The sequence below is a fragment of the Acrocarpospora sp. B8E8 genome (assembly GCF_039871605.1).
Taxonomy (GTDB): Bacteria; Actinomycetota; Actinomycetes; order Streptosporangiales; family Streptosporangiaceae; genus Acrocarpospora; species Acrocarpospora macrocephala.
The window spans coordinates 195,235-210,973 of the sequence record NZ_JBDPLV010000010.1; the positions used below are offsets into that span (position 1 = coordinate 195,235).

Genomic DNA, 15,739 nt, shown 5'->3' on the forward strand with positions numbered 1-15,739 from the left:
CCAGCTTGTCCCCTTCAAATCGTGTAGAGAGCGCTGTGAGCGACTTGTTCCGCCGGGTCGAGCCCGTCGCCGACGACCTCGGCGAGGTGTTCGCCAAGCGCGGCCACGAGCTTGCCCTGGTCGGCGGTCCGGTCCGTGACGTGCTGCTCGGCCGCGCAGGACACGACCTCGACCTGACCACCGACGCCCGCCCCGAGCAGGTGCTGGAGATCGTCAGGGACTGGGCCGACGCGTTCTGGACGATCGGCATCGAGTTCGGCACCGTGGGCGCGCGCAAGGGCGACTGGCAGCTGGAGATCACCACGTATCGCAGCGAGGCGTACGACCCGAAATCCCGCAAACCCGAGGTGCGGTACGGCGACACGCTCGAAGCCGACCTGGCCCGCCGGGACTTCGCGGTGAACGCGATGGCGGTCCGGCTGCCGAGCCACGAGTTCGTCGACCCCCACGGCGGCCTGCGCGACCTGGCTGGCCGCGTGCTGCGCACCCCGGGGACGCCCGAGCAGTCCTTCGGCGACGACCCGCTGCGGATGTTGCGAGCGGCGCGGTTCGCCTCGCAGCTGGGTTTCACGGTCGACGAGACCGCGATCGACGCGATGCGCGACATGGCGGAGCGCATCGAGATCGTCTCGGCCGAGCGCATCCAGACCGAGCTGGACAAGCTGATCTGCGGCCCGAACCCGCGCGCCGGGCTCACCCTGCTGGTGGAGACCGGTCTCGCGGCACATGTCCTGCCGGAGTTGCCGAAGCTCCGGCTGGAGATCGACGAGCACCACCGGCACAAGGACGTCTACGAGCACACCTTGATCGTGCTGGAGCAGGCGATCGCCCAGGAGGCCGCGGGTCCCGACCGGGTGCTGCGTTGGGCGGCGCTCCTGCACGACGTCGGCAAGCCGAAGACCCGCAAGAACGAACCGGGCGGCCGGGTCTCCTTCCACCACCATGAGGTGGTCGGCGCGCAGATGGCCAAACGACGCCTGAGCGAGCTGAAGTTCCCCAAGGAGGTCACCAACGACGTGGCCCGCCTGGTCGAGCTGCACCTGCGTTTCCACGGCTACGGCGAGGGCGAGTGGACCGACAGCGCGGTCCGGCGGTATGTGCGCGACGCCGACCATCTGCTCGACCGGCTGCACAAGCTCACCCGGGCCGACTGCACGACCCGCAACAAGCGCAAGGCGGCGGCGCTGTCGCGCACCTACGACGAGCTGGAGGAGCGGATCGCCCGGCTGGCCGAGGAGGAGGAGATCGCCAAGATCCGCCCGGAGCTGGACGGGAACGAGATCCAGGAGATCCTCGGCATCCCGCCGGGGCCGCTGGTCGGACGGGCGTACAAGTTCATGATGGACATCCGCATGGACGAGGGCATGATCGGCAAGGAAGCCGCCAAGGAGCGGCTCCTGGCTTGGGCGGCCGCCAATGGATGATCTCCTGAAGCTGGATCGGGAGCACGTCTGGCACCCCTACACCGCGTTCCCGCCCGCTGTTCCGGTGCACGCCGTCGCCCGGGCGAACGGGGTACGGCTCACGCTCGCCGACGGCCGCGAACTCGTGGACGGCATGTCGTCCTGGTGGGCGGCGATTCATGGTTATCGCCACCCCCGGCTGGATCAGGCGATCAGGACCCAGCTGGACGACATGGCGCACGTCATGTTCGGCGGGCTGACCCACGAGCCCGCGGTACGGCTGGCGGTCAGGCTCACCGAGATGACCGGGCTGGATCGGGTGTTCCTGGCCGACTCCGGCTCGGTGGCGGTCGAGGTCGCGATCAAGATGGCGATCCAGGCGACCGGACGGACCAGGCTGTTCACGGTCCGGGGCGGCTATCACGGGGACACCTTCGAGTGCATGTCGGTGTGCGATCCGGTGAACGGCATGCATCACCTGTTCACCGGGGCGCTGGCGCAGCACGTGTTCGCGCCGCCGCCCCCGCTGGGTTACGAGGCGGCTCCGGACGAGGGTTACCTCACCGAGGTGGCCGATCTCCTGGAACGGCACGCGCACGAACTGGCCGCGATCATCCTGGAGCCGGTGGTGCAGGGCGCGGGCGGCATGCGCTTCTACCACCCCACCTATCTCCGGAAATTTCGGGAAATGGCCGATGCGCATGGGCTGTTGCTGATCGCCGATGAGATCGCGACCGGGTTCGGGCGGACCGGCGAGCTGTTCGGCTGCGACCACGCCGGGATCCGGCCGGACATCATGTGCGTGGGCAAGGCGCTGACCGGCGGGTACCTATCGCTGGCCGCGACCTTGTGCACCGCCGAGGTGGCCGATCGCATCGGACTGCTCATGCACGGCCCGACCTACATGGGCAATCCGCTGGCCACCGCCGTCGCGGGCGCGTCCCTGGACCTGCTGGCCGAACGCCCCTGGCGGGCGGAGGTGAAGGGCATCGAGGCAGCCCTGATCGAGGGCCTCGCGCCGGCGGCGCCGTACGCGAAGGACGTGCGGGTACTCGGCGCGATCGGCGTGATCGAAGCTCACGAACCCGTGGACATCCAGAAAATTCAGGACATCGTTATGGAGCACGGGGTCTGGTTGCGGCCGTTCGGGCGGCTGATCTACACGATGCCGCCCTACGCCTGCGAGCCCGGCGACCTCACCATGATCACGGACGCCATGGTGGCCGCCGCCCGCACGCTCACGTCGCCGTGACCGGCTGGCGCGCGATGGCGCGGTAGGCGAGCGCGGACACGCCGTACAGCACGCAGATCAGGGAGAGCACCCCGACCGAGCGCCCGTTCGGCGGCAGCAGCAGCGCGGCGATCGAGACCCCGACCACGAACATGCCGTTGAACAGGAAGTCGTAGATCGAGAAGATCCGGCCCAGGTAGGCGTCCTCGATGTCGCGCTGCACCACGGTGTCGGTGCAGATCTTGATGCTCTGCCCGGTGATCCCCAGCACGAACCCGGCCACCAGGAAGCCCGGCTCCCAGAACGGCACGCACAGCACGAACTCCAGCGCGCCCGCGGCCACCAGCATCATCGGGATCCACGTCTCGATCCGGAACCGCTGGGTGGCCCACGGCGTGATCAGCGCCGCCGCGAAATATCCCACCCCGGAGGTGGCCACCACACCGGTGATCTGCGCTAACCCGGCTTCCGGATTGTCGGTGAAGTAGTAGCGGTAAAGCAGCAGCACCAGGCCCATGGACATGCCGTAGAGCAGCCGGTGCGCCGCCATGCTGCCGAGCGCGGAGGAGGGCCCGCGCCGGTGCAGCACGTGCCTGGCGCCGTCGCGCAGCCCGGTGACCACGTTCCGCAGCGCTTCCTTGGTCTGCGGCCGATCCGGGTCGTACGCCGGGCCGAGCAGGTCCCTGGCCATGGTGGCGGCGATCAGCGCGCTGGAGCCGAACATCAGCCCGGAGATCACCAGGATGCCGGCGGTGCCGCCGTACCCCGCGCCGAAGGCGAGCCTGAGCAGGAAGCCCGCGCCCGCGCCCACGAACGTGGCCACCGTGCCCGATGTCGGCGTGACCGCGTTGGCCATCATCAGCCGGTCGGCGGGCACCACGTGCGGCAGCGAGGCCCCGAGCGCCGCCAGGAAGAACCGGTTGACCCCGAGCACCCCGAAGGAGGCCGCGTAGAACACCCAGTCGGGCGCGTGCACGGCCACCGCCGCCGCGGCCCCGAACAGGAACACCCCGCGCACCAGGGGTCCGATCACCAGGATCTGCCGCCGCGACCAGCGATCGATGAACACGCCCGCGAACGGCCCGATGATCGAGTACGGCAGCAGCAGCACCGCGAACGCCGCGGCCACATCCGCCACCGAGGTCTGCTTCTCGGGGCTGAAGAACGCGTATCCCGCTACGGCGAACTGGAAGATCCCGTCCGAGAACTGCGAGACGAGGCGGGTGCCGAACAACCGCCGGAAGTCCCGGCCTTGGAGCACGACGCGCAGATCCGAGAGATAGGACACCCGGATAGCCTAGTGCCGCAAGCAGAACAGGACATCAGGGTCATCCCGGATACAGGCCCGCCCACCTGTCATGATCTCGTACGCTCGATCGCGTGACCCCAGACGAACATGTCGTGCTGGTCGACGGCGAGGGAAACCCGATCGGCACCGCCCCCAAGTCCACGGTTCACGGCGCTCACACCCCGCTCCACCTGGCGTTCTCCAGCTACGTCTTCGATGGTGAGGGCAGCGTGCTGCTCACCAGGAGGGCCGCGCACAAGATCACCTGGCCTGGGGTGCTGACCAACTCCTGCTGCGGCCATCCCCTGCCCGGGGAACCGCTGCCGGCCGCCGTCATCCGCCGCCTCTCCTTCGAGCTGGGGATCACCGTGGAATCGGTGGACCTGCTGCTCCCGACCTTCTCCTACCGGGCGATCATGGACAACGGCACGGTCGAACACGAGCTCTGCCCGGTCTACCGGGCGCTCGCGGCCGGACGCGCCGAGCCGAACCCGGAGGAGGTGGGTTCGGTGGAGTGGGCGCCCTGGAAGGAGTTCGCCGACCGGGTCCTCAGCGGCGAGCTGGAGATCTCCCCGTGGGCGACCGAGCAGGTGCCCCTGCTGGCCGCGCTCGGCCCCGACCCCCTCCGCTGGCCCATCGCCGATCCCGCCCGGCTGCCCCGAGCGGCCCAACTATGAAGGAACGCCCCGGGCGCGATGCCCGGGGCGTTCCATATATCTCACGCGACTACGAGAGCCGCGCTGAGGGGAGAATGGCCAAGCCCGCCGATCCGCAGGATCGGCCATAAACACAGCTAGCGTTCGACCTCGCCGCGGATGAACTTCTCCACGTAGTCCCTGGCCTCGTCGTCGGAGTACTGCTCCGGCGGCGACTTCATGAAGTACGAGGATGCGGAGAGGATCGGCCCGCCGATGCCCCGGTCGAGGGCGATCTTGGCGGCCCGGAGCGCGTCGATGATCACACCCGCCGAGTTGGGCGAGTCCCACACCTCCAGCTTGTACTCCAGGTTCAGCGGAGTGTCGCCGAAGGAACGGCCTTCCAGTCGCACGTACGCCCACTTGCGGTCGTCCAGCCACGGCACGTGGTCGGACGGGCCGATGTGCACGTCGGCGCGGCGCATCTCGTGCGGGATCTGCGAGGTCACCGACTGGGTCTTGGAGATCTTCTTGGACTGGAGGCGCTTGCGCTCCAGCATGTTCATGAAGTCCATGTTGCCGCCGAAGTTGAGCTGGTACGTGCGCAGCAGCTCCACCCCGCGGTCCTCGAACAGCTTGGCCATCACCCGGTGCGTGATCGTCGCGCCCACCTGGGACTTGATGTCGTCGCCGACGATCGGCACGCCCGCGTCGGTGAACTTCTGCGCCCAGACCGGGTCGGAGGCGATGAACACCGGCAGCGCGTTGACGAACGCCACCTTCGCGTCGATCGCGCACTGCGCGTAGAACCGGTCGGCCTCCTCGGACCCCACCGGCAGGTAGGACACCAGCACGTCCACCCGGGCGTCCTTGAGCACCTGGACCACGTCCACCGGGCGCTCGTCGGACTCCTCGATGATCTCGCGGTAGTACTCGCCGAGCCCGTCGAAGGTGTGACCGCGCTGCACGGTCACCCCCACCGGCGGCACGTCACAGATCTTGATGGTGTTGTTCTCCGAAGCCACGATGGCCTCGGACAGGTCTCGCCCGACCTTCTTGGCGTCCACGTCGAAGGCCGCCACGAACTCCACGTCGCCGACGTGGTAGTCGCCGAACCGCACGTGCATCAGGCCCGGCACCCGGGTCGCCGGATCGGCGTCCCGGTAGTAGTGAACTCCCTGCACCAGCGACGCGGCACAGTTCCCCACACCAACGATGGCCACACGCACCGAACCCATCGCTCTCGCTCCTTCGCTACTGAGAATCGGGATCTTCATCCCGATCTACTTGGTTTTGTACGGCTTGCGCCCGTTCTGTGTTGATCAGCTCGTTCAACCAGCGGACCTCGCGCTCGACCGATTCCAAGCCGTGCTTCTGCAGCTCCAGCGTGTAACTGTCGAGACGTTCCCGGGTCCGGGCGAGGGCGGTGCGAACCGCGTCCAAGCGCTCTTCCAGGCGGCTTCGACGGCCTTCGAGAATGCGCAGCCGCACTTCTGCCTCCGTGTGACGGAAGAAGGCGAAGTGGATGCCGAAGCTCTCGTCCTCCCATGCGGAGGGGCCGGCCTGGGTCAGCAGTTCCTGGAGGCGTTCCTTGCCCTCGGCGGTGAGCTTGTAAACGATCTTGGATCGGCGGCCGAGCACCACGTCTTCCGGCGGCTCCTCCTCAACGATCAGACCCTCGGTGAGCAGGCCTTTCAGACAGGGGTAAAGCGAGCCGTACGAGAATGCGCGGAACATGCCGAGCAGCGTGTTGAGCCTCTTGCGGAGCTCGTAGCCGTGCAGGGGAGTCTCGTGGAGCGAGCCCAGGACGGCGAGTTCCAGCACGTTGCCACGGGGCCCGGTCACGGAAACCACCTCCCTGTGTGTCTGACCGATGTATCGAACTGATACATCACGAGGATACGTCGGCCCGTCATATGGCGCAACAAGTCCCACCTAGCCCTCCGTTCTCTCGGGCTCCGCCCGCTCCGGTCGCCCGGCTGCGGCCGCAGCTTGACCCGGGTGGTTCTCCCACCCACCCATCCCTTTGTTTCCCTCGGGCTCCGCCCGTCCCCCGGCAACACCGTGGTCACACGAACGACACGGCAGCTTGATCCGCGCGGCTCTCCCACCCACCCAGCCCCTTGTTTCCCTCGGGCTCCGCCCGCCCCCCGCCAACACCGTGGTCACACGAACGACACGGCAGTTTGATCCGGGCGGCTCTCCCACCCCTTTTGTCTTTCCTCGGGCTCCGCCCCGGTCATCTCGGTGGTCGCTTGGATGAAGCGGCAGCTTGATCCGGGTGGGAGAACCACGGTGACGGCGGGGGCGGGGCGGAGCCCCGAGGTAGATGAAAGGGCTGGGTGGGTGGGAGAACCACGGTCACGTCGGGGGCCGGGCTTGTCTCTGGCAAGGCCGACTCGGTCATAGGTTCGGCATGGATTGGTAAAGGGTCGTAATCTGGGGCATGTGTGGTCACAGCGGGCGGTCGTGGATTACGGCCTCGCGAAGCGGGCGGCGATTCAGTCGATCCGCTCTGGTCACATGGAGTCACGGGACGTCTGCGACGCTCACCCCTATCTGCTTCGGGCCGCTCGGACGCTGGGGGAACCCACCGACTACAGCTGCCCGATATGCGAGCGTCAGAACGTCACGCACGTCACTTATGTGTATGGGGACGAACTAGGGCGTTCCGCAGGCCGCGTAAAGGCTTCGTCAGACCTTGTTGAGATGGCCCGTGAATACGAGGAATTCAGGGTCTACGTCGTCGAGGTCTGTCAAGGTTGTGGCTGGAACCACCTGGCGGTCTCGTTCCTTCTCGGAACAGGTGACCCCCCTGCGCGGGGCGGGCTTCCAGGTTGAGTACGCACGTGAGCACGCCGCCAAGGAAGCCGCCGAACCCCCGCCCGCCTGCCGAGTAGACGTTGACGAGCAACCCCAACGACCGATCGAGGACGCGTGAGTAACAGCAGCAGCTATGGCCCGGAGTCGGCCGACAGCCCCCGCGAGGGCGTCGGCGGGGCCCCTCGCCCTGGGCGGCGCCGTCGTTCTCCCGGCGAACCCCCCGCCGCCTCGTGGGGCGAGCCTCCCGCACCTACTGGGATCCCCCAGACAGGCGCACACCTGAGCGGTACGCCACGGCGTGGCGAGGCCGCCTTCGAAGACACCGCCGCCATGGGGGCCGTCCCCCCCGGTCGGCATCTCTCGGCCGTACCGCCCCCCGAGCAGCGTCCCCCGGCGTCCCCCGGGCAGCGGCCCGCGCCCCCGGCTGGGCGGGGATATGAGCGGGAGCGGGGGGGCAATGTGCCGTACCCGACGGGACCGGCCGATCGCACCCAGGCCTTGCGCCCACCGGGCGCCCCGGCCGGCTATCCCGGTTCGGCTGGTCCTGGGGGTCGCGGGGCTACTGGTAGTTATCCCGGCCCCGGTGGTCAGCCTGGTCGCCCAGGTGGTCAGCCCGGTGACCGTACTCAGGCGATCGGCGCGCCCCCCGGCCTGCGCGCGGACGCGGCCGAGACCCAGGCGATGCCGCCCGGGCGCCGCCGTCGCGCGTCCGGCCCTCGGCCCGGTGGCCCTGGCGGTCCAGGGGGTCCCGGCGGCCCGGGTGGTCCAGGTGGTCCGGGGGATTTCGATGATCACAAGAAGCCGCGTCGTCGGGGCTGGAAGCGTTTCCTGCCCAACTGGAAGATCGTGGTCATCGGGGTCACGGTGCTCACCGCGGGTCTGTTCGGGATGATCGCCGTCGCGTACGCCAACACCCCCGTGCCCACGGTCGAGCAGGCCGAGGCGCTCGCGCAGGGCAGCGTGCTCTACTACAACGACGGCAAGACGAAGATCGCCCACCTTGGCACCAAGCGCACGATCGTCAGCATCGACAAGGTCCCCGCGCACGTCCAGGACGCGGTCATCGCGATCGAGAACAGGAGCTTCCGCGAGGACTCCGGCATCTCCATCTCGGCCATGGCGCGTTCGGTCTGGATGACCGCGACCGGCCAGCAGCTCCAGGGCGCCTCCACCATCACCCAGCAGATGGCCCGTAACTACTACGACGGCCTGAGCCAGGAGGTCTCGCTCAAGCGCAAGGTCAAGGAGATCTTCGTCGCGGTCAAGATCAACAAGGAGATGGACAAGAACGAGATCCTCATCAACTACTTAAACACCATCAACTTCGGTCGCGCGTACGGCATCGAGGCGGCCGCTCAGGCGTACTTCGGCAAGTCCGCCGCGAAGCTCACCGAGGTCGAAGGCGCCTACCTGGCCGCGCGCATCCAGACGCCGAGCTGGGAGGCCACCGCGCCGGAGCTGAAGGCCCGCTTCACCGACGTCATCAACGCGATGGCGTCCTACAACGCCGAGAAGTACGGCAAGCTGCCCGCCACCGCCAAGTTCCCGAAGACCAAGCCGGACAAGGACGTCGACGAGCTGGGCGGGCTCAAGGGCTACATGGTCATTCAGGTCCTGGAGGAGCTCAAGACCCGCGGCATGACGCCCGACATGGTGCGCAGCGGCGGCTACAAGATCGTGACCACCTTCGACCGGCGGCTCATGCTGGCCGCCAAGAAGGCCGTGACCAACGTCACCTCAGGAATGTCGAAGGAGTTCCACACCGGCCTGGCCGCGGTCAACCCCAAGAACGGCCGGGTGGTCGCCTTCTACGGCGGCAACGACTACGTGACCGACCCGTGGAACGAGCCCTGGGACTCCAAGAAGCAGGCGGCGTCCGCCTTCAAGCCGTACGTGCTGGCCGCCTGGCTGGAATCCGGGTTCAGCCTCAACAGCTGGGTTCCCGGCAACCAGACCTTCCCGAAGCAGCTCGACGGCACCACGCCGATCACGAACAGCCACAAGGAGAAGGACGCGATCGACGTGGTCCGGGCCACCTCGGCCTCGATCAACACGGCGTACGCCTCGATGGCCTATGCGGTTCCCGGCCAGCTGGACACGGTCAAGGCGATCGCCGTCGACGCCGGCCTCGACGAGAAGCGCATGAGCGACGACATCGACGAGCACAAGTACCTGTTCTCCATCGGCACGGCCCCGGTCACCGCCGTCGAACAGGCCGCCGGCTACTCGATCTTCGCCAATGCCGGCAAGCACGTCGACGCGCACACAGTGATCGAGGTCTCCGTGCTCAAGGACGGCAAGCGCAGCGTCGTCCTCGGCGAGAAGAAGCCGGTCAAGCAGGTCATCTCCCCCGAAGCCGCCGCCGACTCGATCGTCGCCCTCAAGGCCGTGATCACCGGCGGCACCGCCTCCGGCAACGGCAACATCGGCCGCCCCGCCGGCGGCAAGACCGGCACCAACACCGGCGAGGAAGACGCCTGGTTCGTCGGCTTCACCCCGCAACTGTCCACGGCTGTCGGCATGTACCGCGAACAGTGCAAGACCAAGAGCGGCAAAGTCGTCCAGCCCCGGCACTCCAACTGCCCCAAGAAGACCTCCGCCGTCGAAGTCGGCCTGGGCTTCCAGGGCGCCGACGCCCCCACCCGAATCTGGCGCGACTTCATGATCGAGGCCCACCGCAACTGGGAAGTCCAGGACTTCCCCCCCAAGGCCGGCACCGGCGCTCCCGAGAACATCGTTCCGAGTCCGTCTCCCACTCCCACGCCGGAGGTGGAGGGCGACTTCCCGCAGGACTTCCCGGACGATGGCGTCGAGTGTTTCCCCGGTGGGGACGGGTGTGACGTCGACATTCCCGAGGACGACGGCAGTGTCGACCCGTTCACGGCTCCCGCGGCTCCGGCTACGGCTCCGCTGCCTGTGCCTACGGCGGCGAATCGCCGGGAGTAGGTGACGAGGTAGGTGACATCCTCGCCCGGTGGTCTTTTGGGACCAGCGGGCGTTGGTGTTTTGTGGGCGGTGGTGGAGTGGAGCCTGGCGAGTTGTGGCGGTTGACGGGTGACCAGACCTTGTTCGTCACGATGAAGGCGGCCAGGGCCAGGAAGCAGGTCTGGGCCAGTCTGGGGCGGCGGGGGGATGGAGCGTGGGCGCTGGGTGGGCCGCTGGACTCGGGTTGGTTGTATGCCGAAGCCGCTCGCGCTGGAGGCATCGGCATCACCTGCCCGTCTGCCGCACCACCATGCCGTAGCTCTCGAAGAGCTCGTGTCCAACGAGGTAAATGTTCTGATGGTCCAGAAAGAGAGCCACGCGCTCAGCCAAGGGCTCCATTAAAAGCCCCGCCAGTCCCGGAGCTCGCCACGCTGGCCGTGACCGGTCCGATCACGTTCTGGTGGAAGATCAGTTTTCATACGGCGGTGGCGGCCGGGAGCGTGGTGATGCTCGCCTGGCTGCTGCCACCTGCCCCGGTGTACGCGGTCGGGGCCGCGCTGGTGATGGTGATCGCCTGGTCCCGGGTGACGCTCGGGGACCACACGCCCGCCCAGACAGCCGCGGGGGTGCTCGCAGGCGGTGCGGCGACATGGACCATATTGGGCGCTCTGGTTTAGGACTCCTGACAACATCCGCCAGTTGCGCATCAATGAGCTCATATCAACCCCTCTCCGCAGGTCGGAAGGCTGCGGCCGCGAGGTCGGGCCCGTTGACCTGCATGTGGAACCTTGCAAATCTTCACCGGAGGCCTTCGTTGTCAGCAGATCGGCCCTGCTCAACGGCCATACCGCCGGGGGATGAAAAGGGTTCAAGGATCGGCTCGTCGTCATCGAGCGATCAGCGGGCAACATGGAGAAGCCCATGGCCGTCGTGCGCGATGACGTTGCCGAACTGAATCGCCACGATGGCCGCTCTCCGCGCTCTCGTTCGATGCCGATTCCTCAACCCAGCCCTGATCACCGGCAACCAGCTTGCGCCACATCTCAGGCGTCGGCCACTGGTCGGCGGCCGACGCGTAGGTTCCCCTCCTTGGGACCGTGTACGCCCATCCCGCCTCCCGCAACATCCGTACCGAGCGGTGCGCGGTGGTCTTGGCGGCTTCGTACCGCCGCTGAAGAGCGGCCTCGCTGGGAATCAGCCGGTTCGGCGCGATCTTCCCCGCACGAATCCGTCAGTATTCGACTACGGGCACCTCTACGTGACCCGTCCACCCGGCACACTGATCAGCAGCGCCGCCACCGACTTCGTCGAGGTCTCCCGGCTGCTCGGAGCAAGCCAGACTCCCATCATGCATGCCGGACTGTTGCGCATCAGCGCCCAGCTCTCGGCAATCCTGGCAATGGAGTTCAGCGACATCGGCGAACCCAGCGCCTCTCCAATCCCGACCAGGGATCCCCGCTCTGGACCTTTCCCGAACGGGGCCAGGCATACCTCGGCGCTCATCGGCGACACCGCCGACGCGTCGCACGCGGTGGATCAGGCTCTCCCCCGCTACCCGGCGACGTTCCGCGCAGACATCACCGATATCAAGCTGAATTCAGGCGCTCGCTCTCGTACACGATCGCGATATCACCACGAGCCTCACGCCAGACCGCCCACCAGACAGGCGGCCACCAGGTGAACCGGCCCCGAATCCGGCCCGTGTATGGCCCGCGAATGCTGAGATACGGCGACCTCCAGTGGTGAACAGCGAGACACACATACCGTCGCGAAACAGGCAAACCCGTAGGTCGGACCAGGTATCGGCAGATCAGACAGGGACCGACCGGCCGTCCCCCGAACAGCTTGTCTCCATGAGTGGGAGAACCACCTCATCGAATGACATGTCCGGCTTGGGGCCTGCGGTGATTCGGAGGGTGGACACGTGGGGGATTCTGAGGGTGGAGGTCGCCAACGGGGGTGAGGGGGTGGTCAAATACCGGCATGACTCGGACCTCTAGTGCCCCGGGACCGTTGGCGTCGGTCGCGTTCCGCGCCGTGCCGTACGTTCCGCTTGGTGCGTTCGCGGTGTTGGGCGCGTTCCTCGCGTACTTCTGGAAGTCGGCGTGCCGGTTCGGGGGGGCGTGGAACACGGGGGTCGAGCAGTACAGCAACTTCTGTTATACCGACATTTATCCGCTCTGGTTCGCCCGCCAGCTGAGCGACGGACGGATCCCGTACATCGACAATCCCGACGTCGAGTATCCCGTCGGCATTGGCGCGATCATGGAGTTCGCCCGCCGCCTGTCCTTCGGCGACGGCGTGACGTTCTACGACATCACGGTCATCCTCATGGGCGCCAGCCTGGTGGTCGGCGTCCTGCTGATGGCCGCCCTGGCCGGTCCCACCCGCCGCTGGGACGCCCTCTGGTACGCGATCGGCCCCGGCGTCGTGCTCTGCGCGTACATCAACTGGGACCTCGCGGCCGGCGCGCTCGCGCTCGGCGGCCTGCTGGCCTGGGCCCGAGAGAAGCAGTACCTCGCCGGCATCCTCCTCGCCCTCGCCGTAGCCACCAAGTTCTACCCCTTGATGTTCCTCGGCGCCCTGTTCCTGCTCACCGTCCGCACCGGCAAGTGGCTCGCGTTCGGAAAGACACTCGGCGCCGCCGTCGCCACCTGGCTCCTGGTCAACGTCCCGATCATGCTGATCAGCTTCGCCGGATGGAGCAAGTTCTACGTCTTCAGCAGCGAGCGCGGAGTCGACTGGGGTGGGCTCTGGTTCTTTTTCCAGAAGTACCAGTGGGGCTTCCTGGCCAACGCCGACACGCTGAACGAGATGGCCATGGGCACCCTCGCGCTCCTGCTGCTCGGCATCGCCGTCCTCACCGTGTCCGCCCCCCGCCGCCCCAGACTGGCCCAGATCTGCTTCCTGGCCCTGGCCGCCTTCATGGTGACGAACAAGGTCTGGTCACCCCAATACGTCCTCTGGCTGGTCCCCCTCGCCGTCCTCGCCCGCCCGAAGTGGCCCGCCCTCGCGATCTGGCAAGTCACCGAGGTCTGGTACTTCTTCGCGATCTGGCTCTATTTCGTCGGCATGGACCCCGCCCACACCGCCGAAGGCATCAGCGACGGCCCGTACTTCCTGGCGGTCTGGGCCCGCGCCCTAGCCGTGATAGCCCTGATGGCCCTCGTCGTCTGGGACATCCTCCGCCCCGAACGCGACCTCGTCCGCCAGAACGACATAGACGACCAATCCGGCGGCGTCTTCGACCACGCCCCCGACCGCTTCGTCCTGTTCCGCCGCCCCCCAGCCCCAGTGAACTGAATCTTTCACCGGATCTGAAGGACCGCGTCCTGGTACGGCCCGACGGCCGGTCTTGGCGGCTGCAGGGCGAGGTTCCCCGCGCGGGCGGCCAGCGCGAACCGGTCGCGGGCGGCCACGGCGGGGCCCGTGATTCGGGCGAAAGGGTGACGCCGAGGTCGGCTGCGGCGTGTGCGGGACCGAGCAGGACGGCGACGGCGTCGTTGAGTTGCCCGCGGTGACCATCTTTGACGCCGATGCCGGTTTCCTGGAGGAGTCGTTGATGTTTCTCGTCGCTCCCGACCTGAGGTCTGCTCGGACGGATGATCGCCCGCTAACCTGCGTCTGACGGATTGTTCGGGATGACGGTTTTTTCGGGGAAGGTCAGGTAATCGTGCGATATGCACTGCCGGTCTGGGTGATCACCCGAACCGTCCTGTTCCTGGCCGCGACCCAGGTCATCCCGGTCGGCCACGAGGGCTCCTTCGACAACGACGTCCGCTTGTACGGCGACTGGGCGACCATCCTGCTGAGCGGCGAGTTCCCCGCAGGCGATGAAAAATGGCAGTATCCCCCGTTCGCTGCTCTGCCCATGCTGGCCCCCCACCTGCTCCCCTGGAGCTACCAGATCTCGTTCTACGTGATCGCGATCCTCTGCGACCTCGCCATCCTGCTGCTCGTCAACCGATTCGCGACCCGCTCCGGCACCGGCCCCGCCGCGATCTGGGCTTGGACAATCGGCGCCGCGATGCTCGGACCCGTACTCATCTCGCGATACGACCTGATGGTCACCCTTGTCGCGGTCGCCGCCCTCACCGTCTCCCGTGACGCCCTCATCCGCGGCATGCTCATCGGCGTCGGCCTGTCCATCAAGGTATGGCCGATCGCCCTCCTGGTCGGTCTCCGTCGCTGGCGCGAGCTCCTCACCGGCACCGGCGCCGCACTCGGCGCCACGATCGTGGCCTGCGGAGCCGCCGCCCTGGTCATGCCGCACGCGCTCGACTTCCTCACCAACCAGCAGGAACGCGGCCTCCAGGTCGAGTCCCTGGCCGGCACGCCGTTCGTGCTCGGCCGCGTACTCGGCTGGTGGGGCGGTTTCACCAGCTACCAGCACGGCGCGATGGAACTCGTCGGCGACGGCATCGAAACCGCCACCCGGATCAGCGTGATCGCCACCCCCGTGGCGTTACTGCTCCTGTTCGTCTGGTGGCTACGCGCCACCCCCACCGAGACGACCTACTACGACGCCGCCTTCACCACCGTGCTCTTCCTGGTCCTGACCAGCCGCGTCCTGTCCCCCCAGTACCTGATCTGGCTGATCGGCATCGCCGCCGTCGCGTTCGCGGTCCGCGAGTCCAGCCAGCGCCCCGCCGCCTGGCTGCTCCTGACGGCCATGCTGCTGACCGGGATCATGTACCCCTGGGTCGAGCAGGACTACAGCTGGACCGGCCAACTCCCCGGCACCCTGGTCCTGGTCACCCGCAACCTGATCCTGCTCGCCGCCGCGATCGTCTCATTCGTAGCCCTCTGGCGAAGCACCCGCCCCGCCCTGGCGAGACCGGAACCTGTACCCGCTATTTAAGCTCGCGAATCCAGAGAGTTTATCCACAGGCTGTGGGAAACTTCCGGAGGCCATCGTGACGATATGCAAGGCGAACGGCCTGGGTGTGGTTCGGGTGGTCCGGATCACGGGACCTTGTGCGGACGGCCTGGTCACAGGCGTAATGCGGGCAGCTCAGGCCGCGGGTGTTGTGTGGATGATCCCGGTCACAGACATCGTGTGGATGGTTCGGGTCACGGGCGTTGTGCGGACGGTCTGGCCTACAGATGTGGTGTGGATGGTCCAGGTCACGCTTGGCAGTGCAGTCGCTACCCACGTCGAAGGCCGAGGATCGGACGGCTGGTCCGGATCCTCCGGTTCGCCCGAATCAGTGGATTCCTCCTCCTCGGGCTCCCCGGCTGGTTCGCCAGGATCCTCTAGCTGAACTCGCGAGCGGCTACGAATCACGGGACCCTCCCGAGGATGCTCCGGCCTTCAGGCCGGGGAGGAATCGGGAGCGGGAGGGCCGCCGAGGCCCGAGCGTGCCCTGACCGGTCAGTCACTGTGATCAGCTTCTTTCTGGGGGGTGTAGCCGTAGCCGTCCGCCCGCTGGAG

The 15,739-nt window shown here is 67.4% G+C and carries 13 protein-coding genes; 9 read left to right on the top strand and 4 right to left on the bottom strand.

What is annotated here, in order from left to right; all coding sequences use genetic code 11:
* The first annotated feature begins 5 nt into the window (after nucleotides 1-5).
* Together ABGB08_RS12425 and ABGB08_RS12430 are read left to right on the top strand one after the other, a co-directional pair.
* The gene (locus tag ABGB08_RS12425; protein WP_347589537.1) at nucleotides 6-1,424 is read left to right on the top strand and encodes a CCA tRNA nucleotidyltransferase; all 1,419 of its coding nucleotides are present in this window, start codon (nucleotides 6-8) and stop codon (nucleotides 1,422-1,424) included.
* On the top strand, nucleotides 1,417-2,655 hold the full coding sequence (locus tag ABGB08_RS12430) for an adenosylmethionine--8-amino-7-oxononanoate transaminase (protein WP_347589539.1): 1,239 nt from the start codon (nucleotides 1,417-1,419) through the stop codon (nucleotides 2,653-2,655). The genes ABGB08_RS12425 and ABGB08_RS12430 overlap by 8 nt, the downstream gene beginning before the upstream one ends.
* Here the strand turns inward: ABGB08_RS12430 and ABGB08_RS12435 are convergent.
* Nucleotides 2,642-3,922 carry an MFS transporter gene (locus ABGB08_RS12435; protein ID WP_347589541.1) on the bottom strand — a complete coding sequence of 427 codons (1,281 nt, stop codon included), beginning with the start codon at nucleotides 3,920-3,922 and terminating at the stop codon, nucleotides 2,642-2,644. The two genes, ABGB08_RS12430 and ABGB08_RS12435, sit on opposite strands and share 14 nt — an antisense overlap.
* Nucleotides 3,923-4,014: 92 nt before the next feature.
* Between ABGB08_RS12435 and idi the strand changes: the two genes are divergently transcribed.
* Nucleotides 4,015-4,599, top strand: coding sequence for an isopentenyl-diphosphate Delta-isomerase (gene idi, locus ABGB08_RS12440; protein WP_347589543.1), 585 nt, complete (start codon nucleotides 4,015-4,017; stop codon nucleotides 4,597-4,599).
* A 116-nt stretch (nucleotides 4,600-4,715) separates the two neighbouring features.
* On the opposite strand, the gene ABGB08_RS12445 is transcribed toward idi, so the two are convergent.
* Nucleotides 4,716-5,795: an inositol-3-phosphate synthase gene (locus tag ABGB08_RS12445; RefSeq protein WP_155349648.1), complete on the bottom strand. Its 1,080-nt coding sequence runs from the start codon at nucleotides 5,793-5,795 to the stop codon at nucleotides 4,716-4,718.
* Between the two features lie 16 nt (nucleotides 5,796-5,811).
* Nucleotides 5,812-6,402 (bottom strand): PadR family transcriptional regulator, encoded by a 591-nt coding sequence (locus ABGB08_RS12450; protein ID WP_347589545.1) that lies wholly within the window; start codon nucleotides 6,400-6,402, stop codon nucleotides 5,812-5,814.
* A 624-nt stretch (nucleotides 6,403-7,026) separates the two neighbouring features.
* On the opposite strand from ABGB08_RS12450, the gene ABGB08_RS12455 reads away from it, so the two are divergent.
* From ABGB08_RS12455 to ABGB08_RS12470, 4 genes are all read left to right on the top strand, one after another.
* On the top strand, nucleotides 7,027-7,398 hold the full coding sequence (locus tag ABGB08_RS12455; protein ID WP_347589547.1) for a DUF5318 family protein: 372 nt from the start codon (nucleotides 7,027-7,029) through the stop codon (nucleotides 7,396-7,398).
* Nucleotides 7,364-7,498, top strand: coding sequence for a hypothetical protein (locus ABGB08_RS12460; RefSeq protein WP_281356255.1), 135 nt, complete (start codon nucleotides 7,364-7,366; stop codon nucleotides 7,496-7,498). Before ABGB08_RS12455 ends, ABGB08_RS12460 begins: the two co-directional genes overlap by 35 nt.
* A gap of 728 nt (nucleotides 7,499-8,226) precedes the next feature.
* Nucleotides 8,227-10,326 carry a transglycosylase domain-containing protein gene (locus tag ABGB08_RS12465; RefSeq protein WP_347589549.1) on the top strand — a complete coding sequence of 700 codons (2,100 nt, stop codon included), beginning with the start codon at nucleotides 8,227-8,229 and terminating at the stop codon, nucleotides 10,324-10,326.
* A 416-nt stretch (nucleotides 10,327-10,742) separates the two neighbouring features.
* A complete protein-coding gene (locus ABGB08_RS12470) occupies nucleotides 10,743-10,982 on the top strand; it encodes a phosphatase PAP2 family protein (RefSeq protein ID WP_347589551.1) in 240 nt (79 codons plus the stop codon).
* 577 nt (nucleotides 10,983-11,559) lie between these two features.
* Here ABGB08_RS12470 and ABGB08_RS12475 read toward each other — a convergent pair.
* Nucleotides 11,560-11,808 carry a hypothetical protein gene (locus tag ABGB08_RS12475; RefSeq protein ID WP_347589553.1) on the bottom strand — a complete coding sequence of 83 codons (249 nt, stop codon included), beginning with the start codon at nucleotides 11,806-11,808 and terminating at the stop codon, nucleotides 11,560-11,562.
* Between the two features lie 480 nt (nucleotides 11,809-12,288).
* Here ABGB08_RS12475 and ABGB08_RS12480 point away from each other — a divergent pair, with 480 nt between their 5' ends.
* Nucleotides 12,289-13,608 carry a glycosyltransferase 87 family protein gene (locus ABGB08_RS12480; RefSeq protein ID WP_347589555.1) on the top strand — a complete coding sequence of 440 codons (1,320 nt, stop codon included), beginning with the start codon at nucleotides 12,289-12,291 and terminating at the stop codon, nucleotides 13,606-13,608.
* A 370-nt stretch (nucleotides 13,609-13,978) separates the two neighbouring features.
* Nucleotides 13,979-15,166: a glycosyltransferase 87 family protein gene (locus ABGB08_RS12485; protein WP_347589557.1), complete on the top strand. Its 1,188-nt coding sequence runs from the start codon at nucleotides 13,979-13,981 to the stop codon at nucleotides 15,164-15,166.
* Nucleotides 15,167-15,739 lie beyond the last annotated feature (573 nt).